We start from the raw sequence: 18,925 nt of genomic DNA, 5'->3' as shown, positions 1-18,925 counted from the left end.
GGCAGAAATTTTGACATGTAGTTACTCTACTTTAGACATTTCTAACGCAGTTAGCGCTTTATTTAGCACGCTATAATGACCAAATATTTAAGTCGATTGGTATTAACTATTTGCACAGCCTTAGCAAGTAGATAGAATAGAGCCATTCAATTTTAGTTTTGTGATGTTATGGCCAAACCAGATAAGCAAGTCGATACGTTAAAAGTCCCTCCCCATTCAATAGAAGCTGAGCAATCTGTTTTAGGTGGTTTAATGCTTGATAATCAAGCGTTTGACCGTGTTGCTGAGTTAGTGGTTGCGCAGGATTTTTATACCCGAACCCATAAGCTGATTTTTGAGGCTATGGTTAGTCTTGCTGAAGGCGGTGATCCAATCGATTTGATCACTATTTCTGAGAGCTTAGAGAAAAACAATCAGTTAAGTAGTGTTGGTGGTTTCGCCTATCTCGCTGAAATTGCTAAGAACACGCCAAGTGCGGCGAACATTGATGCCTACGCGAATATCGTGCGAGAGCGTGCTGTTATTCGTGAAATGATCGGTGTTGCGAACGAAATTGCAGAAGCTGGTTTTAGCCCAGAAGGGCGTACCAGTCATGACCTGCTCGATTTTGCTGAAAGTAAAGTATTCAAAATTGCTGAGCAGCGTAGTAAAAGCACCGAAGGCCCACAAAACTTACACAGTATCTTAGAAAAAACCGTTGATAAGATTGAAGAGCTTTATCAGTCGCCACAAGATGGTGTGACAGGTGTAAGTACCGGCTATGCTGACCTAGATAAAATGACGGCGGGTATGCAGCCTTCTGACCTTATCATTGTGGCAGCACGTCCATCGATGGGTAAAACAACCTTTGCGATGAACTTAGCCGAACACGCAGCCATGACACAAGATAAGCCTGTACTTATTTACTCACTAGAGATGCCTTCAGAGCAAATCATGATGAGGATGCTGGCATCGCTAGGTCGTATTAACCAAACTAAGGTTCGTACCGGTCAGCTAGATGATGACGATTGGGCGCGTCTGTCGTCAACCATGGGCTTGTTGATGGAAAAAGGTAAGATGTATGTTGATGATGCATCGGGCCTAACACCAACAGATGTGCGTTCGCGTGCACGTCGTATTGCCCGTGACCATGGCGGTATTAGTATGATCATGGTCGACTACTTGCAGTTAATGCGTGTGCCAAGCTTGTCGGACAACCGTACCTTAGAGATCGCTGAAATCTCTCGTTCATTAAAAGCACTAGCAAAAGAGCTGCAATGTCCGGTTATTGCACTATCGCAGCTTAACCGTACCCTAGAGCAACGTGCCGATAAACGCCCGATCAACTCCGACTTACGTGAATCAGGCTCAATCGAGCAGGATGCCGACTTAATCATGTTTATTTACCGTGATGAAGTGTATAACGAAGACAGTACCGAAAAAGGCGTGGCCGAAATCATCATAGGTAAGCAACGTAACGGTCCTATCGGTAAAGTACGTTTAACCTTCCAAGGTCAATTCTCGCGTTTTGATAACTACGCGGGTCCAGCTATGGACGACGAATACTAATGCGCTTAGCCATTGCCGAAATCAACCTAAAAGCACTTGCTCATAATTTAGCACAAGTGAAGCGCTTTGCGCCTGGTTGCAAAGTAATGGCAGTGCTCAAAGCCAATGCCTATGGCCATGGCTTAGTTAAAATTGCTCAATACCTAAATGATGCCGATGCATTTGCGGTTGCTCGAATAGACGAAGCGTTAGCGCTACGTGCAGGTGGACTGACAAAACCGATTGTATTACTTGAAGGTTTTTTTCATAAAGATGATTTACCTATCTTGCTTGCCAATAACTTTCAAACCATTATTCATGATGAAAATCAGCTCGCAACGCTTGAAAAAACAAGCCTTGATGCATCAATTGCATGCTGGTTAAAGGTGAATACGGGGATGCATCGACTGGGTATTGCGCCATCGCAATTTGAGTCTTTCTACAGTCGCTTAAAAGCAAGCCCAAATGCCCGTGATGACATTAAGTTAATGACGCATTTCTCGTGCGCCGACGACATCAATGATGAAAAGACTGCTCAGCAAATTGCCTTATTTGACTCACTGGCAGATGGCAAAAGTGAACAGCATTGCCTTGCAAATTCTGCTGGCATTATTGCTTGGCCAAAAGGCCATGGTGAGTGGGTGCGCCCTGGCTTGATGCTTTATGGCGTATCGCCAATGCTCAATGGCGTAGGGCAACAGCACGGACTAGAGCCTGTTATGCGTTTAACAACGCGAGTTATCGCGATACGCGATGTCGATGCCGATCAGTGTGTTGGCTATGGTGGACGCTGGCACAGCGATAAACCGACTAAGCTTGCGGTGGTTGCGATGGGCTATGGGGATGGTTATCCACGCCATGCCGAGCAGGGCACACCTGTGGTTATCAAATCACAACGCTATGGTATTGTTGGCAGTGTAGCGATGGATATGATAACGGTGGATATTGGTGATAACCGCGACAACATCAAAGTTGGTGATGAGGTGATTATGTGGGGGCCTGAGCTACCCGTTGAAGAGATTGCCCAATGCGCAACAACCATTCCTTACGAGTTACTGTGTAATATCACCCCACGTGTAAGTTACGAGTATCAAGAGTAACTTTGTTACTCTTTAATAAAATACACGTCACTGAATCCCATTCGTGCAAACTCTTGGTCACGAAAGTTACGTACTGCTGCAGAGCCTTTTGAAGTCATTTCGACTTGCTGTTCCATTTTTAAATAATTGGTTAAATCAATGCCTTCAGCCGCAGCAATAGCATGATACATATCGCGGTATTTATCTTTTGCAAAATTGATTTCGCGAGGCTGGTTTTTAAATTTGTAAGTGATGCGGCGTGCCATAATGAATCCTCAATGTTTATCGGGGCTGATTTTACACTAAAAAATAACCATAGCCATGACTTGTTAGTATAAGCGGGTTACAATGCAATACTTTTCAAAGACTCGGTAAATCATAATGAAACTTTCAGTAGAGATCAGTAAGTACCCACTACATCAAGACTACATTCCGTTTATCAAAGGTTTTATTGACCGTGTAAACAGTTATGAAGGGCTTAAAGTGATCACCAACACCTTATCTACTCAGATTTTTGGTGACTATGATTTAGTGATGTCTGTACTTAATACTGAAATCAAACGTTCTTATGAAGAGTTTGGTAAAGCTATTTTCGTCTGTAAATTCTTACATGGTGACTTGTCGCCTAGCGAAGACTAAACCCTAAAGTAGCGCGTGTTATGGAATTTTTGAGCGAAACCTTCTCAGGCTTTACTGCCATGTCGCATTGGGAATATATTGCCGTTGCCTTATCGATGGCGTATTTACTGTTAGCGATTAAAGAAAGCTTATGGTGTTGGCCAGCCGCGTTTGTGAGCACCTTTATTTATACCGTAATGTACTGGAATGGCGCACTGTTGATGGAGTCGCTACTTAATTTTTACTACATGTATATGGCGGTATATGGTTGGGTGGTTTGGCGCAGGGGCGTGAATAATAAAGATCATCTGCCCATTATTTCATGGTCGTTAAAGCGTCATGCGGTGATTTTGCTTGCCACCTCACTGGCTTCAGTTGCCATTGGTTTTGTGATGACCAATTACACGCACGCTGATTTTGCTTATTTAGACAGCTTTACCACCTGTTTTGCGGTGGTGACAACCTACCTTGTTGCCAAGAAAGTACTGGAAAACTGGTTGTACTGGATTGTAATTGATGCAGCATCTATGTACCTATACTTTGAAAAAGGGTATTACCCAACCTTAGTACTTTTCGTGTTTTACACCATTATGGCCGCGTGGGGCTTTAAAACCTGGTATGAAGAATACGAGCAGCATCAGGCTAAGCCGCTTGCACAGCTATAGATGAAAACTGAGCAACAAATTCACGCGCTTTTTACGCGCTTCAACTCACGTTTAGTTATCACCTCAATCAGTCCGCTGGTTGAGGGGCTAAGCAATGATAACTACCTAGTTAAAACAGCAAGCCAAGATTTCTTGGTTAAGCACTATCGCGACCATTGGCCTGCGATTGGCCTTGCGGCGCAAGCGCATTTTGCAAAGCAAAGCTGCTGCCCAGCCCCACTTTGGTTAGAACAAGCAACCGATACGGCTATTTTCGAATACGTGGCAGGCAGCATTGCCAGCGGTGAGTTTTGTAGTAGCTTATTGCCCGACTTAGTTAATTTACACCGCTACCCTGTGCTTACTGAACCGATGGATATTGCCTACGAAATTAACTACTACCAGCAAACAGCGCGTTACCAGCAACATGCTGAGCTAATTAAACAGTCACTGGCTTATATTGCTTCAGCGCCTAAAGACATGGGTTTTTGTCATAATGATTTAGTAAAAGAAAATATCATTGTGAATGAGTCGGGTATGTTTTTAATCGACTTTGAATATGCCAAAAGCAACGATGTTTATTTTGACTTAGCTGCGCTGGTGGTGAGCTTTGCGTTAAATGACGAGCAGCAATTAGTGTTACTTAAACGTTACCAAGCGTTAGTGTGCGAACATCATGAGTTTTACTTATCAGTTGAAAAGCTCGCGGCATTTCATGCGCTGTTTTTGCTTTTGTGTATTTGTTGGTACGAACAACGTGGTGCGATGGATAAAGTGGCGCCCCTGCTAATACAGCTTAACCACTTCATAGAAAAAGCTAAAAATTAAAGACCGCCAATTCGCTCGGCAAGTTCTTTATATTTTTTTACGTCTTCTGGATCAAACAAAGGTTCACCTTTGTCATCTTGTGATTTCGAGATCAGTAAATGCTCGCGAGCAAGACGTTTTACGCGTTCGACTTTTACACCTAAAAACTCCGCGACTTGCTCTGTAGACATTAAACTCATGATCAAATTCCCCTTACATGGCAATACTGCCACCTTGTTATTAATTTTATTAAGTATACGTTAATACCTTGGTTCTGCACGAAAGTGAAGTGTTTTAATGCAAATTGCTGAATTTATGTGCATATAAAGGCCTCGATGCTAGCATTTAGCACAAGATGCCATTATCATTGCCGGGTTGTCATGCTGATATCGCGAGTCAGTATTGACGACGACAAATGTGCTCTCGTGGTGAAATGGATATCACGTGGCCCTCCGGAGGCTAAGTTGCAGGTTCGATCCCTGCCGAGAGCGCCATTTGCTCTTCACTTTAATATCTTCTAAGCTCGATTTATTCCTTCAGCAATCTCAAAAAGCTAATGACTTATCAACCTATTGCATGTGGCGACTACGATAAATATGAATTATGGTGCATGCATAAATCCTTATTACGCATTACCTTAGTATCTGGTGAGCAGTTAGAAGGAAAAGCAGAGACCCTTAAAATACTCAACTCCGATGGTGAGCACCTGATTTTGGCAACAAAAAAAGGCGAACATGCCGCCCGCCTTGATTTAATTAAAAAGGTTGTTGCGTTATAACCACTTCTTATTTTTAAAGTAAATACCAATCCCAACGGTTAGCACCACTAAGAAAATAATAAATAAGCTAAATGCGTAAGGGCTTTCAGTGCCCGGAATACCGCCTACGTTTACACCTAGTAAGCCAGTTAAAAAGCCAAGTGGTAAAAACAGTGCTGCAACTACCGACATCACATACATGCGTTGGTTTAGTTGCTCAGATACTTGGCTTGTTATTGCTTGTTGAATAATTTGCGCGCGTTCAATTGAGCTATCTAGCTCTTCTAAATAACGGATCAACATATTGGTTGTTTCGTTTAAGCGTGCTTTATCGTCTTCATCTAACCACTTATATTTGTTGTTTAACAAAGTAATAAGCGCTTCTTTTTGTGGCCTTAAATAACGTTTTAACGCGATTGTTTGGCGGCGTATTTGTGCTAATGATTGATGATCAAAGCCTTTGTTTGGTTCATCAATTTCATCTTCAAAGCCATCGAGTGTGTCATCTAAACTGTCGATAACAGCTTGCATACGCGATGTTAAGTTTTGCGCCAATTGGCAAACTAACTCAGAGATTGAGCAAGGACCATTGCTGCCATCGAACGATTCAACAACATCTTGCACCGATAATAAACGGCGCTTACGGGTTGTGATCACAATATTTTCGTTAATAAATAAGCGTAACGAGACCATGTCTTCTGGGCTTTGCGCAGGGTTTAGATTAACGCCACGCAAAAACAGCATATTACCATTAGTGACTTTGCTTAAACGCGGACGTGTTTCATCGGCAATAAGGGACTCAAGCTCGTAATCAGTTAATAAATTACTTTGCTCAAGCCAGTCAACGGCTTCAGCTTGGCTGTAGTCCATGTGCACCCAAAGTTTTCCGTGTTCGGGTTGCCAATTTTGCAGCTCAGTACTATTTTCAATAGCACGTGCACCGCCTTGTTCGTCTAAAATTAAGACATGAAGTAACCCATTGATCATATTGAACTCTCGTTTTACAAATAGTGCTATATGGTTGAGTAAATACATTAATATAGTCAAGACTACATTAATGAAATCGACTTATCGAGTGGATAAATATATTTCGTTGGTGTTTCTAGCTCTGTAGCGTATAAGACACTTTTTTAAAGAGGGCACATTAATGAGCGCAAAAATTATTGTTGGCTGGCGAGAATGGCTTGGCCTGCCTGAACTGGGAATAGAAAAAATCAAAGCAAAAGTTGATACCGGAGCGAGAACTTCATGTATTCATGCTTTTGACATTGAGGAATTTTCAGAAAATGGCGAAGCATGGGTGAAATTTACTACCCATCCTCTACAAGACGATGTAGAAACAACGGTAGAGTGTCGTGCCAAAGTAGTTGAGCGTAAGTATGTGACCAGTTCAAGCGGTCAGCGTGAGCTACGCTACTTTATTGAAACAAAATTAGTCGCAGGAACCCAAAGCTGGCCTGTAAGGGTGACTTTAAGTAACCGTTCAACAATGAAGTTTAGAATGTTGTTAGGGCGTACAGCAATGGAAAATCGCATAGTCGTTGATCCGGCTTTATCTCATTTATTATAGGAAAAGGACTTATCACACGTTGCTACGTGTATGAGTTTATCAGTTAAGGTTTTTAACTTATGAAACTTGGTATTTTATCTCGCAACCAAAATTTGTATTCAACACGTCGCTTAATTGAAGCCGCAGAGCAGCGTGGCCACGAAGTGAAAGTGATTGATGCACTTCGTTGTTATATGAACATCAATTCAGAGCAGCCAGAAATCCATTACCGTGGTGAAAATTTAAAGGATTTTGACGCTATCGTGCCGCGTATTGGTTCGTCAGTAACTTTCTATGGCTGTGCGGTATTACGTCAGTTTGAAATGATGGGTGTATACCCTGTCAATGAATCTGTGGCGATCACTCGCTCGCGCGATAAGTTACGTTCACTACAGCTACTTTCGCGTAAAGGTGTGGGTATGCCAGTGACAGGCTTTGCAAGTAAACCAGATGACGTAAAAGATTTATTAAGTATGGTGGGTGGCACGCCAGTCGTTATTAAGCTACTTGAAGGTACCCAAGGTATCGGTGTGGTATTAGCTGAAACACGCAAAGCTGCAGAAAGTGTAATCGAAGCATTTATGGGCTTAAAAGCCAACATCATGGTGCAAGAGTATATCAAAGAAGCGGGCGGTGCTGATATTCGCTGCTTTGTATTAGGCGATAAAGTAATTGCCGCGATGAAGCGTCAAGCGCAAGAAGGTGAATTCCGTTCTAACTTACACCGTGGTGGTAGTGCGACTTTGGTTCGTATTACTCCAGAAGAAAGAAAAACAGCTGTTGCTGCAGCTAAAGCGATGGGCTTAAACGTTGCGGGTGTTGATTTACTTCGCTCTGCACGTGGTCCATTGGTGATGGAGGTTAACTCATCACCTGGTCTTGAAGGTATTGAAGTTGCAACCGGTAAAGACATTGCAGGCATGATTGTCGAGTTTATTGAAAAAACAGCGGCATCAAAGAAAACTGCAACTCGTGGTAAAGGTTAAACCTTTACCCATAGGAAAATAAGCGCTCTATTAAAAGGAAAAGTGCGTGGCTAAGGTTAAGAAAAATACACCTTTTTCAATTTTAGGCGATACGGTGGGTGTTGGCGAACGTAAAACATTTGCGATTGAAGCTGCCAAGCTTTACACCCACTCGCCGTTAAATATTCCAATTGAAGTCGTCAATGGTGTGCAGCAAGGACCTGTATTAATGGTGTGTGCTGCAATTCACGGTGATGAGCTCAATGGTGTTGAGGTTGTTAGGCAGTTGCTTGCTAAAATCGATCCTGAGCAATTGCGCGGTACTATTATTGCGGTACCGATTGTGAATGTGTTTGGTTTTATTCATAAGTCACGCTACTTACCAGACCGTCGTGACATGAACCGCAGTTTTCCGGGCTCAACGCGTGGCTCGTTAGCTGGGCGAATGGCGAATGCGTTTTTTACTCAAGTGGCGATGCATTGTACGCATATTATTGATTTACACACAGGGGCAATTCACCGAACTAACTTGCCGCAAATTCGCGCTAATTTGAGCGACCCTGCAACAGCAGCCATGGCAAAAGCGTTTGGTACTCCTGCGGTGATTGATGCGTCACTTCGCAATGGCTCATTACGCAGTGAAGCTGCCAATTTAGGAATACCCGTTATTACCTACGAAGCCGGCGAAGCGCTGCGCTTTGACCCAATTGCCATTGCAGCAGGTGTGCAAGGTGTTGACTATGTGATGCGCCATTTAAAAATGGTGCGCGGCAAACGTGCTAAAAAGCTACCAGAGCCGATTATTGCAAGCTCGACGAGTTGGATACGTGCTGAAGTTGACGGTATTGTTCGTGCACAAGTATCACTGGGTGAGCGAGTAATGAAAGGGCAGGTCCTCGCTTATATAAGTAGCCCTCTTGGTGATGCTGAACTTGAACTACTCGCGCCGCGAAGTGGTATTGTCATTGGTCAGCAGACTATGCCGCTGGTAAACGAGGGGGATGCCGTATTTCATCTTGCTTACTTTGCTCATGCAAACAGCCTAGTTGAACAACAGCTCGAAAACTTTATTGATGAAATAAGTGATATTGAAGACGAGTTAAAAACCGCAGATTTAAATAACTAATACCCTATTCTGTAATTCAAAAAGCCAAACTATATGTTTGGCTTTTTTGTATCTGCCTGTCCCCATCTATTACTTGACCTTAGAGCAAGTGCAAGGTTTATAGTTTTTTACTTACTTAATTGTCGTAAGAATGACTAAAGGATCAAAGATGAAAATATTGCTATTTTATACAGGCTTATTCACGCTTGCTATTTCACTTACGCACGGCTTTTTTACAGAGCTAAGTGTTGCTCATATCGTGTTATTTCACCCTTTAGTCATTTTATTTAGTTTTATATTAATCGCCTATGGAAGCAGAAAAAGAACACCTTTTTAGCAAGCATCTCGTTAACTTTAAGCCGTTACTTTTTTGGGCCTAAAATACGTTTTATGGTTGGCGCTTTAGTCGCTGTTGGCGGGTTCTTTAACACCATTACAGGGCGGGTGACAAAGATGTTGTTTGGGTAAATCACTTTGTGACCATCAATATGCTCGAGTACAACATTCATTAAGCCCATTTCGATAATGCGGCCTTCTAAGAAGTTTGCACCGTCAATTACTCTTACCCAAAAGCCAACACGGCAGTCGTTTTGAATAAACATCAACAAGAAAGCTGTTAGGTTACTTAGTAAAGACCAGGCGGCAAAAAGCGCGACACCTAGCATGGCAAAAATTGATGAGCCAAGTACTAATAAGCCCCGTAGCTCTATACCCCAAAAAACTAACACTAAGCACAGCATAACAATGGCAAGAATGATATTGAGCAACAGCTCAGCACGGTATTCGCGATGCGGATCAGCCTTGCCTTTAATTGCTTTTAACAGCAGCTTTTTGGTGGTTTTACGCAGTAGCGGATAGAGCAAAACCGCGATAACAGTCACGATTAAATGATATTGCTCGTTAAAGAATTCGACGAAGTCCAAAAGGGTTCCTAAGTTAATATTTTACGTTTCGATTTTAGCTTTTTAGCTTAACAATAACACCACTTTAAAAGGTATTTTTAACCGTTACTAGCCATTGCACAGAGTCAATATCGTCATCTTGTTTGTTAATAGGTGCGGCAATATCTAGGTGAATAACCGTACCGGCATTGGCACGGCTTGGCGCTAAGCGCAGGCCCACACCCACATTTTGTAGCACGTTACCATTGGCACCATTATCTTTGTCGTTATACCAGGCTCTTCCAATATCATAAAATGCGGCACCACCGACTTTAAACAATTGCAGTAAGTCATATTCCCAGTAGTAGCGTTTTTCTAGAGTCACTAAAAAGCTGCGGTCGCCTACTTGGTAGTCAAGCGGGTAACCACGTAGGCCATTTTCACCACCAATAGTAAGTTGTTTATCAGCAGTGAGGTTTTCAGCATATTGTAAGCGTACTTTGGCGTACCAGCTTTGTCTTAGTGTGGTATTGAGATAATACTGTAGCTGCGTGCTGGCAAACAGGTTTTCAACGTCATCGGTTTCTTCATTCCAGTAGCCATCAAGGTCTGCTTTAAAGCGCCATAACTGGTTGTCCCCAGAGTAATGTGCTTTTGATAAAGATAACGAATAAATAGTACGGCTGGCATCGTCGCTAAAATCATCACTCGAATAACCGAGTAAGGCGTGGATATTCCAACCAAGGTTTAAATCTTCAGTACGGTAGATGCTATCGAAGTTTCTAACCTTAACGTAGTGATCTTCAAACCATTGGCCACTAACATAAGGGTAACTCAGCGTTCTATCTTCAGCGATAGGAAAGCGCGTAAATGGCGTTTCTCTAAAGGTTTCTTCTCGGTTTTCGATGCCAAGCTTAATGCGCTGGGTCCAACTATTACCAAGTTGTGATGAATGACCAAAGTAAGCGCGGTTTAATAAGGTTTTTTGCTCAAATTCGCTAACTACATCGCCGCGATAGTAAAGTGACTCTCGGCGCTGATCTGAGTAACTTGTAACACCGTAGCTGTAGGGCGTATCAATCGAGAAAAAAGGATAGCTTACATCGAGGTAATGACGTTTACCGTCATCGTTATCTGAATATTCTAAGCGGCCTTGATAGCGGCTAGAGAATATATGCGGATCATCATACACAAACAGGTAACCAGTACGGTCAGCATCACGGGTGCGACTAAACGACACTCGCTTACCCCAGCCTAAAAAGTTAGATTCGCGAAAGCCAATGCTCGACTCATTCTTACCACCACTGCGGCTAAAGCTTATTTCAGGTAATAAGGTCCACAGATCGCGCGTAATTACTTTTACATGTACGTTGCCATCACAATCGAGCTTTGCGTTGATACGCGCGTCATACAAGTAGCCTTGTTTACGCAGTAATCGTTCAGACTCAAGTAATTTACGTGGATTGTAAACATCACCTTCTTGAAACAATAAAACGCTGTGTATTACCTCTGGCTCTGTAGTCATGTGAGCGCGATTGGCAAAGCGAAATAAAAAGTTATTTTCTTCTTCAAGCTCAGTGTTAAATACGTTCAGCTGTTCAAGTTCAATAGAGACTATTTTACGGTTATTAGCGACATCGGGTAGGGGGTTATCTGCATCGAGCTGGCGGCGTAAGTTATTATCTTGTGATTTAAGCGTACGTTGGTTTTGACAATAATTATTATCGTCAGTAAATAACTGCTCTGCATGAACATTGGCTGCTATGCAGATTGGTAATAGTGTTATTAACCTAGCAACAAAGTGCGACTGCTTAAATCCCATTTACACCCTTAGTTGAGTATCTCCTGTGCAACTACTACATACTAAGCGTGGGAAAATGTCTAGCTTATTATTGTAATTGCGCTACTAAATACTGATGAAGTTGTGGTAATGCAGCACTGGCTTCTATGCCTTCAGCATTGATCCAAATACTTTCACTGTAATGTTCAAAGTTTAGATTAAAACTATGATCTGTAAAGTGAAAGCGTAATTGGTGACGATCAGCACCGGCATCAAAGTCGGCAGTTGTTATAGCTGGCGCGTGTAAGAAAAGGGTTGCCCAAAGCTCAAAGTCTTCATCGTGTGGAAGCTCACTCGACGTTACAAGAATAATCTCATGCTCGGCATCATAGGTTAGTTCAGTCATAGCAGTCCTAATTGGTGGCAAGATAGTCGCGAATGGTATTTAAAAACGGTGCGCCATACTTATTGAGCTTAGTGAAACCAACACCTGACACCTTCAAAAACTCACTGTCGTTGGTTGGCATTAACTGCGCCATTTCAGCGAGGGTTTTATCATTGAATACCACATAAGGTGGAACATCATCGGCATCTGCCAACTCTTTACGTAAAGCGCGTAATTTCGCAAATAGCTTTTTATCGTAATTAAACTGAGCGAGTTTATCTTGGTAAACGTGCTTAGCTTGTAAGCGAGGTTCAGCAAGTTGCAGTGCATATTCACTTTTAAGAACTGCACGGGCGGCTTCGGTTAAGCGTAATGACGAACCTTGGGTAATATCTTGGCTTAATAACCCTTGATGGATAAGCTGCCTTAAAATACTTAGCCAAAACTCCACACTGTGCTCTTTACCGATGCCATAGGTGCTTAATTGGTGGTGATTGTTATCTCGAATGCGGCTAGTGTTTGCACCGCGAAGTAACTCAACGATATAGCCAATACCAAAACGTTGCTCAGCACGATACACACACGATAAGGCTTGTTGCGCGACAAGTGTGCCATCAAAGCTAGTAGGTGGGTTTAAGCAAATATCACAGTTACCACAGGTTTCGCGTTTATATTCACTAAAATAATTGAGCAAGATTTGTCTGCGGCATGTTTGTGCTTCGGCGAAGCTTGCCATAGCATTAAAACGCTGCTCTTCAACACGACGACGTTGCTCGTCTTCAATATCTTCAAAAAAGCGGCGTACGCGGCCTATGTCTGCCGGGTCAAAATACATAATCGCTTCTGCAGCCAGGCCATCTCGACCTGCACGACCGGTTTCTTGGTAGTAAGCCTCGATGCTTTTTGGAATATCGTAATGCACTACAAAACGTACGTTTGGTTTATTAATCCCCATGCCAAAGGCAACAGTCGCAACCACAATTTGAATATCGTCACGGGCAAAGCCAGATTGCACAAATTGGCGTTGCTCGTTACTCATTCCCGCATGGTAGGCGGCGGCATTAAATCCAGCGTCAGCAAGTTTTTCGGCTACATCATCAACCCGTTTGCGGCTGGTGCAGTAAATAATGCCACTCTGGTTTTGCTGCTCTTTTAAATATCGAAGCAGTTGCACCATAGGTTTGAATTTTTCTTCTATGGTGTAACGAATGTTAGGTCTATCGAAGCTACCAGTGTGCACGTAAGGGTGGTTAAGCTGAAGCTGTTCAATAATATCGTAACGAGTTGCTTTATCTGCCGTTGCTGTAAGCGCCATCATGGGCACATGCATAAAGCGTTGCTTTAACTCGTTGAGCCGACAGTAATGCGGCCTAAAGTCATGACCCCAATGCGACACACAGTGAGCTTCATCAATTGCAAAAAGTGCGAGTTTTAGATGACTCAAACGCTCTAAAAATTCGTGTTGCAGTACTTTTTCTGGTGCAACATATAACAGCTTAATTTGCCCATAGTGCAATTGCTGATAAACAGCTTGCTGCTCTTCAAAAGGCAGGCTGTTGTTGATGTAGGCCGCTTGCACGCCGAGCGCTCTTAGTTGGGCAACTTGGTCTTGCATCAAGGAAATAAGCGGTGAGATAACCACAGTCACACCATCAAGGATTAAAGCGGGTACTTGATAGCATAATGATTTGCCTCCACCCGTTGGTAGGAGTACAAGCGAGTCTTGTCCGTCTAGCGCTGCGGCTATAATCGCTTCTTGGCCATCACGAAAGTCCTTGTAACCAAACACTTGTTTGAGTACGGCTTGTGGTGATCGAACGGGTGTGTTGGACATTGCGGTATTGGTATTCATCGCCGAGCATTTTAGTGGTTTTTTATGGCGATGTCTGTAGAAATATACCCAAACGACCTCAAGATGCAGAATTCAGCGTTTCACTGGTGCTTAATATCAAGGCGTTACTTTGCAACAATGGCAGTCCCTTTTAGGAAGTAAATACATGGGTTTATTTAGCGTGTTTTGGTTGCGTCACTGCTTAGGGGGCGTAAAATAGCGTTTTTAAACTATAAAGCCAAACTTATGCCTACCAACATTGAGCAGCGAAAAGGCGTCATTTTCGCTTGTTTAGCCTTTTTTATGTGGGGTCTTGCGCCCATTTACTTTAAGTTTCTACAGCAGATTTCTGCGTTTGAAATCTTAATGCACCGTGTTATTTGGTCGGTGTTATTTTTACTTCTTATTATTGCAGCTCGTCATCAATGGCAGCGTATTCGTGTGGTGCTCGGACAACCTAAATTACTTTTGATGTTGGTAATAACAGCAAGTTTACTTGGCTTTAACTGGGGGTTATTTATTTGGGCCGTGAACAATAATCATATGCTCGATGCCAGTTTAGGTTATTACATAAATCCATTACTGAATGTGTTATTGGGTATGTTATTTTTAGGTGAGCGACTACGCAAGTGGCAAGGCGTTGCGGTAGGTCTAGCGCTTTGTGGTGTGTTGCTTCAGCTTGTGAGTTTTGGTTCATTCCCTGTGGTTGCTTTCTCATTAGCAGGATCGTTTGCTATTTATGGGTTACTTCGTAAAAAGCTGCCGATTGAATCATTGCCAGGGTTATTGCTTGAAGCACTTATATTATTGCCAGTTGCGCTTATTTACTGGTGGTTGATGGCGCCATCAGCAAGCTCTGATTTAACTGCAAACGATTGGCACATTAACTTGTTACTCATTAGTGCTGGTGTGGTGACAACCTTACCGCTGTTATGTTTTACTGGTGCAGCAAAGCGTCTGCAATACAGTACCCTTGGCTTTTTTCAGTACATTGGCCCAAGCTTAATGTTTATGCTTGCCGTGGCATTTTACGGTGAGGTATTTGATGCTGAGCGTGTGGTGACATTTGCATGTATTTGGAGCGCTTTGGCATTATTTAGCTGGGATTCGTATCGTCAGAGCCGTAAGCAACGCAAAGCGCAATTAGAGGCTGTGACTAAGCCTGTGTAGGCTTAGCTTACTAGCTTGTTGCGGCCAGTGTCTTTAGCTTGATAAAGCTTTAAATCGGCCTGTTTTATTAGTTCATCCAAACTATAAACAGGCCCATTATGAAAACCAATCGACAGCGTAAACTTGATTCGGTCTTTACTGAACTCAGGGCTGTGCTTTTCAACAAACAAGCGGAATTTCTCTAAACGTTGCAACGATTCTTGTGGGTCTTGATCAGCAAAATAGACTGCAAACTCTTCACCACCAAAGCGGCCTACTAAGTTATCTTCAAAATACTTTGCCATACATTGCGATAGGCCCTTTAATACGTCATCGCCGGCATCATGACCGTAGTTATCGTTAATTGACTTAAAGTGGTCAATATCAATCATGGCTAAAGAGACTGAGGTATCTGACACTTTTGCAGCTTTCAGATGGCTGTTTGCTTCACCAAAGAAATAGCGGCGATTAGGGAGTTTTGTGAGGTAATCAGTGTTTGCTTGTAAACGAATCGTTTTAATGTTTTCAAGCATGTCGACGTTTTGGCTAAGTCGACAATAAAACTCTTCATTGTTAAATGGCTTGCGTAGGTAATCGTCTGCGCCAGATTTCAAAAAGCGCGTCGAAAGGTGCAAAGTATCGAGTGCAGATATGCCAATCACGGCTTTTTCATCGTTAGAATATAAACGGCGAATTTCGACACAGAGCTCATCCCCATTCATATTCGGCATTTCATTATCGGTAATGATCACCGATATTTTTGGGTTTTCAGCCAGTACTTTTAAAGCATCAACACCATCAACAGCTTCGAGTGTTTGGTATTTATGACGGGTTAATAAGTTGCAAATATGGTGGCGCGTTGCTGCTGAATCATCGACTACTAGTACTAATATTTGCTCATTACGAGGCAAGCGAGCCAGTTGTTTTTCTAGATATTGATAGGCTTGTTTATTTTCTTTGGTGATGTAATCAATGATGGGGTGTTTTTCAACGATATTACGTGTTGTTTCGTCAAGATTACCTGTCATTACAATGGTAGGAATGTCGGCTTCGATGGTGCAAGGAACTGCTTCACCGGTTGGCGCATCAGGCAGAATAAAATCTACTACGGCACAAAAGTAATTGTGCTTGCTAATAAGCTCTTTTGCCTCAGCTAAGCTACCGGCTATGTCGGCTTCATAGCCCACTTTTTGCGCGATGTGCTTTTGCACCCGCGCAATGGTTGGCGTATCTTCAATTATTAATATTCTTCGAGTCACAGCTTGCCTTGTAATAACTTATTGGCGAAACAAAAGTTATTACAAGTTTTAACCCTAAAAGGGTAAAAAAGCAAATTGTTATAGGCTGTCTGACTCAGAATAATATTCAACACTTTGTGGTGTTGAGGTCGCAATGCGAGAGCGCCCAAATAATGTGTGAAACTTGGTTTTACAGGTTGTTTGCTTAAGGTATTTGATCCAAGCGCGCTCAATCGGATTAGTCGCTTCAAGGTTACCGGTAACAACTTGTACAAATTGAGTTTGAAATTCATTTTGTGGTTCTAGGGTTTTGTTGTATAAACCCTTTAGAACAACACCATGCTGCTCGAGAATGTCGGCTTCTAGCAAAGTGAAGTGACCACTACGACCAAAACCGCGTGGGAAATTTTGATCATCATAGAATTGACGTTGGCTTGCAAATGCCTGACGAAGTGATGAAATGTCATTGCTCATGGCTTTATCCTCATGCCCTAATTTCTTGCTGGAGTATGGATCAAGTTGTCGATTTTATTAAACAAATTATTTTTATCGTAAGGGTAAAAAATGGATATCGATTTATTGAAGACTTTTGTTGAAGTGGTTCGTACGCGCCATTTCGGTAAAGCAGCTGAAAATTTATATATTACACAGTCTGCAGTGAGTTTTCGGATCCGACAATTAGAGCAAGGTTTAGGTGTTAACTTATTTATTCGTCAACGAAACAACATACAGTTAACGGCGCCAGGTGAGCGACTACTGCCACACGCACAAATGATCATTACAGGTATGCAGCGCGCAAAAGTTGATGTGGCACTTGCAGATAATATGCACAAGCAAATTAGCTTAGCGGGAACACCTAATATTTGGGATGCATTTTTACAGTTTGGTATTACTAATATTGTTTCTGCTATGCCGGGTGTGTCGTTAGTTGCTGAAGTTAAAGCACAGCAAGAGAGTACTCGCTTATTATTGGAACGTACATTAGATTTGGCGGTGTTGTTCGATCCCCCTAAAGTAGATGAACTGGTTGTACAGCGAATTTGTGAGCTACCCATTATTCCAGTGAGCGCCTTTGAAACTGCAAATAGTGAAAACTTTTTCGATAACCAATATGTTTATGTCGACTGGGGTACCACCTTTTCTTTATGGCATGCTCGTGAGTTTAACGGTCACGCTCCTCCTTATTTCAGAACCAGTACAGGTCGTATTGCGCTTGATTTAATTTTGAAATGCGGCGGTAGCGCGTTTATTCCTCAGTTATTAGTTGAAGAGCAGCTTGAATCTGGTGAGCTTTATCATGTTGAAGATGTTGCGCATACTTCGCGTGATGTGTTTGTTGCTTATCACAGAGATAATGAGCAAACCCCTTTATTAGAGAAGTTAGTGACCTTATTAACTGAACTACAAATAAAAGCTTAAAATTAATTTAATTTAGCTTTCATAAAAAATTAATGCTGTAACAGCAGGTTACGTTTTTATTTCAAAAATAATTACATTTTATGAAGCTAAATTGACGCTTTTGTTTCAATTGTCATCTTTCTGTCATTTTTCGCTGTCACACTGCGCGCATTGAAACACAACATGTGTTTTTTGTTGCGATTATTGAGGAAACGACATGAAATTTGCAAAGTCTAGCTTATTCCTAGCTTTATTTGGTGGTTTATCTTTTTCTGCATTAGCTGATGTAGATGTATATGGTAAAGCAAACGTGACTGTTCAATCATCAGATGATGGCGAAGGGTCTTTCACTGAAATTAAAAGCAATAACTCACGTTTTGGCTTAAAAGGTTCAGAAAAAATTTCTGAAGGCTTAGAAGCGGTTTATAAATTTGAGTTTGGTGTAGACGTATCAGACGCTGATTCAAAAGGCGACAATGACGATAACATCACTGCACGTAACCAATACGTAGGTGTTAAAGGTAGCTTTGGTCAAGTTGTTATCGGTCGTAACGATACAGCAATGAAGCAGTCTCAAGGTAAAGTTGATTTATTCAATGACCTTGAAGGTGATATCAAGAACGCATTTAAAGGTGAAAACCGTTTAGGCGACACAATTTCTTATGCTTCTAAAGACTTCAGTGGCTTCAAAGTATTAGCAACTTATGTAGCTGAAGATGACGTAGATGCTGATAATGGTTACTCAGTAGCGTTAACTTACGGCGATGCAAAACTTAAAGAAAGCAAACTTTATGCATCAGTAGCAGCTGACAGCGAAGTTAAAGGCTACGACATTGTTCGTGCAACAGTACAGGGTAAACTAGGTGACTTCAAACTAGGTGCTATGTACCAAACACAAGAAAAAGTGGATGGTAGTGCAGAAGCTGATGGTTACTTAGTAAATGCTGCTTACCAAATGAATAGCAACACTTTCAAAGTACAGTACCAAGTAATTGACTTTGACGAAGGCGACAAGAAAACAGCTATTTCTGCAGGTGTTGATCACAAGCTTAGCAAAAACACCAAAGTATTTGGTTTCTACTCAACGTTTGATACAGACAATCAAGTTGACCAAGACTACCTAGGTGTTGGTATTGAATACAAGTTCTAATCCAACCTTTGGATAACTCCCTAACTTGTCAGCCCAGCTAATTAGCTGGGCTTTTTTGTTCT

General features: G+C 42.1%; 21 protein-coding genes and 1 tRNA gene. 13 read left to right on the top strand and 9 right to left on the bottom strand.

Going from position 1 to position 18,925, the window contains the following annotated elements; translation table 11 throughout:
- The first annotated feature begins 168 nt into the window (after positions 1–168).
- Positions 169–1,548 carry a replicative DNA helicase gene (gene dnaB, locus AADY36_RS14255; RefSeq protein WP_054563398.1) on the top strand — a complete coding sequence of 460 codons (1,380 nt, stop codon included), beginning with the start codon at positions 169–171 and terminating at the stop codon, positions 1,546–1,548.
- Positions 1,548–2,627, top strand: coding sequence for an alanine racemase (alr, locus tag AADY36_RS14250; protein ID WP_342409106.1), 1,080 nt, complete (start codon positions 1,548–1,550; stop codon positions 2,625–2,627). Before dnaB ends, alr begins: the two co-directional genes overlap by 1 nt.
- 5 nt (positions 2,628–2,632) lie before the next feature.
- Here the strand turns inward: alr and AADY36_RS14245 are convergent, their stop codons facing one another.
- Complete coding sequence (locus AADY36_RS14245; RefSeq protein ID WP_054554201.1) at positions 2,633–2,872, bottom strand: DUF2960 domain-containing protein; 240 nt, start codon at positions 2,870–2,872, stop codon at positions 2,633–2,635.
- A 115-nt stretch (positions 2,873–2,987) separates the two neighbouring features.
- Here AADY36_RS14245 and AADY36_RS14240 point away from each other — a divergent pair, with 115 nt between their 5' ends.
- The 3 genes from AADY36_RS14240 to AADY36_RS14230 are packed head-to-tail and all read left to right on the top strand — an operon-like array spanning position 2,988 to position 4,696.
- A complete protein-coding gene (locus AADY36_RS14240; protein ID WP_054563401.1) occupies positions 2,988–3,245 on the top strand; it encodes a YkoF family thiamine/hydroxymethylpyrimidine-binding protein in 258 nt (85 codons plus the stop codon).
- A gap of 20 nt (positions 3,246–3,265) precedes the next feature.
- On the top strand, positions 3,266–3,889 hold the full coding sequence (gene pnuC, locus AADY36_RS14235) for a nicotinamide riboside transporter PnuC (RefSeq protein WP_054563402.1): 624 nt from the start codon (positions 3,266–3,268) through the stop codon (positions 3,887–3,889).
- The gene (locus AADY36_RS14230; protein ID WP_342409105.1) at positions 3,890–4,696 is read left to right on the top strand and encodes a phosphotransferase family protein; all 807 of its coding nucleotides are present in this window, start codon (positions 3,890–3,892) and stop codon (positions 4,694–4,696) included.
- Here AADY36_RS14230 and AADY36_RS14225 read toward each other — a convergent pair.
- A complete protein-coding gene (locus AADY36_RS14225; protein WP_054563404.1) occupies positions 4,693–4,875 on the bottom strand; it encodes a helix-turn-helix domain-containing protein in 183 nt (60 codons plus the stop codon). The two genes, AADY36_RS14230 and AADY36_RS14225, sit on opposite strands and share 4 nt — an antisense overlap.
- Before the next feature lie 219 nt (positions 4,876–5,094).
- On the opposite strand from AADY36_RS14225, the gene AADY36_RS14220 reads away from it, so the two are divergent.
- Positions 5,095–5,169: transfer RNA gene (locus AADY36_RS14220), tRNA-Arg, on the top strand.
- A gap of 62 nt (positions 5,170–5,231) precedes the next feature.
- On the top strand, positions 5,232–5,453 hold the full coding sequence (locus AADY36_RS14215; RefSeq protein ID WP_054563405.1) for a Rho-binding antiterminator: 222 nt from the start codon (positions 5,232–5,234) through the stop codon (positions 5,451–5,453).
- On the opposite strand, the gene zntB is transcribed toward AADY36_RS14215, so the two are convergent.
- Entirely contained in the window at positions 5,448–6,419 is a 972-nt protein-coding gene (gene zntB / locus AADY36_RS14210) for a zinc transporter ZntB (RefSeq protein WP_054563406.1), read from the bottom strand. The two genes, AADY36_RS14215 and zntB, sit on opposite strands and share 6 nt — an antisense overlap.
- A gap of 160 nt (positions 6,420–6,579) precedes the next feature.
- Here zntB and AADY36_RS14205 point away from each other — a divergent pair, with 160 nt between their 5' ends.
- From AADY36_RS14205 to AADY36_RS14195, 3 genes are read left to right on the top strand one after another with little or no spacing between them, the layout of a single operon-like run.
- Positions 6,580–7,002 carry an ATP-dependent zinc protease family protein gene (locus tag AADY36_RS14205; RefSeq protein WP_054554208.1) on the top strand — a complete coding sequence of 141 codons (423 nt, stop codon included), beginning with the start codon at positions 6,580–6,582 and terminating at the stop codon, positions 7,000–7,002.
- Positions 7,003–7,061: 59 nt separating this feature from the next.
- Positions 7,062–7,967, top strand: coding sequence for a 30S ribosomal protein S6--L-glutamate ligase (gene rimK, locus AADY36_RS14200; protein ID WP_054563407.1), 906 nt, complete (start codon positions 7,062–7,064; stop codon positions 7,965–7,967).
- Positions 7,968–8,013: 46 nt separating this feature from the next.
- On the top strand, positions 8,014–9,072 hold the full coding sequence (locus AADY36_RS14195) for a succinylglutamate desuccinylase/aspartoacylase family protein (RefSeq protein WP_054563408.1): 1,059 nt from the start codon (positions 8,014–8,016) through the stop codon (positions 9,070–9,072).
- Between the two features lie 341 nt (positions 9,073–9,413).
- On the opposite strand, the gene AADY36_RS14190 is transcribed toward AADY36_RS14195, so the two are convergent.
- From AADY36_RS14190 to recQ, 4 genes are all read right to left on the bottom strand, one after another.
- Complete coding sequence (locus tag AADY36_RS14190; RefSeq protein ID WP_152966982.1) at positions 9,414–9,974, bottom strand: mechanosensitive ion channel domain-containing protein; 561 nt, start codon at positions 9,972–9,974, stop codon at positions 9,414–9,416.
- 64 nt (positions 9,975–10,038) lie between these two features.
- A complete protein-coding gene (locus AADY36_RS14185) occupies positions 10,039–11,754 on the bottom strand; it encodes a BamA/TamA family outer membrane protein (protein ID WP_082423004.1) in 1,716 nt (571 codons plus the stop codon).
- A gap of 67 nt (positions 11,755–11,821) precedes the next feature.
- A complete protein-coding gene (locus AADY36_RS14180) occupies positions 11,822–12,118 on the bottom strand; it encodes a DUF3630 family protein (protein ID WP_055021898.1) in 297 nt (98 codons plus the stop codon).
- A 7-nt stretch (positions 12,119–12,125) separates the two neighbouring features.
- Positions 12,126–13,949 carry a DNA helicase RecQ gene (gene recQ, locus AADY36_RS14175; RefSeq protein WP_055021899.1) on the bottom strand — a complete coding sequence of 608 codons (1,824 nt, stop codon included), beginning with the start codon at positions 13,947–13,949 and terminating at the stop codon, positions 12,126–12,128.
- A 225-nt stretch (positions 13,950–14,174) separates the two neighbouring features.
- Between recQ and rarD the strand changes: the two genes are divergently transcribed.
- Positions 14,175–15,098, top strand: a complete 924-nt coding sequence (gene rarD, locus AADY36_RS14170; protein WP_055021905.1) for an EamA family transporter RarD — start codon at positions 14,175–14,177, stop codon at positions 15,096–15,098.
- Between the two features lie 2 nt (positions 15,099–15,100).
- Here the strand turns inward: rarD and AADY36_RS14165 are convergent, their stop codons facing one another.
- Together AADY36_RS14165 and AADY36_RS14160 are read right to left on the bottom strand one after the other, a co-directional pair.
- Positions 15,101–16,336 (bottom strand): GGDEF domain-containing response regulator, encoded by a 1,236-nt coding sequence (locus AADY36_RS14165; protein ID WP_055021900.1) that lies wholly within the window; start codon positions 16,334–16,336, stop codon positions 15,101–15,103.
- A 78-nt stretch (positions 16,337–16,414) separates the two neighbouring features.
- Positions 16,415–16,789 (bottom strand): DUF413 domain-containing protein, encoded by a 375-nt coding sequence (locus tag AADY36_RS14160; protein ID WP_054563414.1) that lies wholly within the window; start codon positions 16,787–16,789, stop codon positions 16,415–16,417.
- Positions 16,790–16,879: 90 nt separating this feature from the next.
- Here AADY36_RS14160 and AADY36_RS14155 point away from each other — a divergent pair, with 90 nt between their 5' ends.
- On the top strand, positions 16,880–17,734 hold the full coding sequence (locus AADY36_RS14155; RefSeq protein WP_054563415.1) for a LysR family transcriptional regulator: 855 nt from the start codon (positions 16,880–16,882) through the stop codon (positions 17,732–17,734).
- Between the two features lie 196 nt (positions 17,735–17,930).
- A complete protein-coding gene (locus tag AADY36_RS14150) occupies positions 17,931–18,863 on the top strand; it encodes a porin (RefSeq protein WP_054563416.1) in 933 nt (310 codons plus the stop codon).
- Positions 18,864–18,925 lie beyond the last annotated feature (62 nt).

Source organism: Pseudoalteromonas sp. D15MCD-2 (assembly GCF_038562745.1).
In the GTDB taxonomy this organism is placed as follows: Bacteria; Pseudomonadota; Gammaproteobacteria; order Enterobacterales; family Alteromonadaceae; genus Pseudoalteromonas.
Note: the sequence above shows the minus strand (reverse complement) of the source record. Positions and strands in the feature narration are given on the sequence as shown.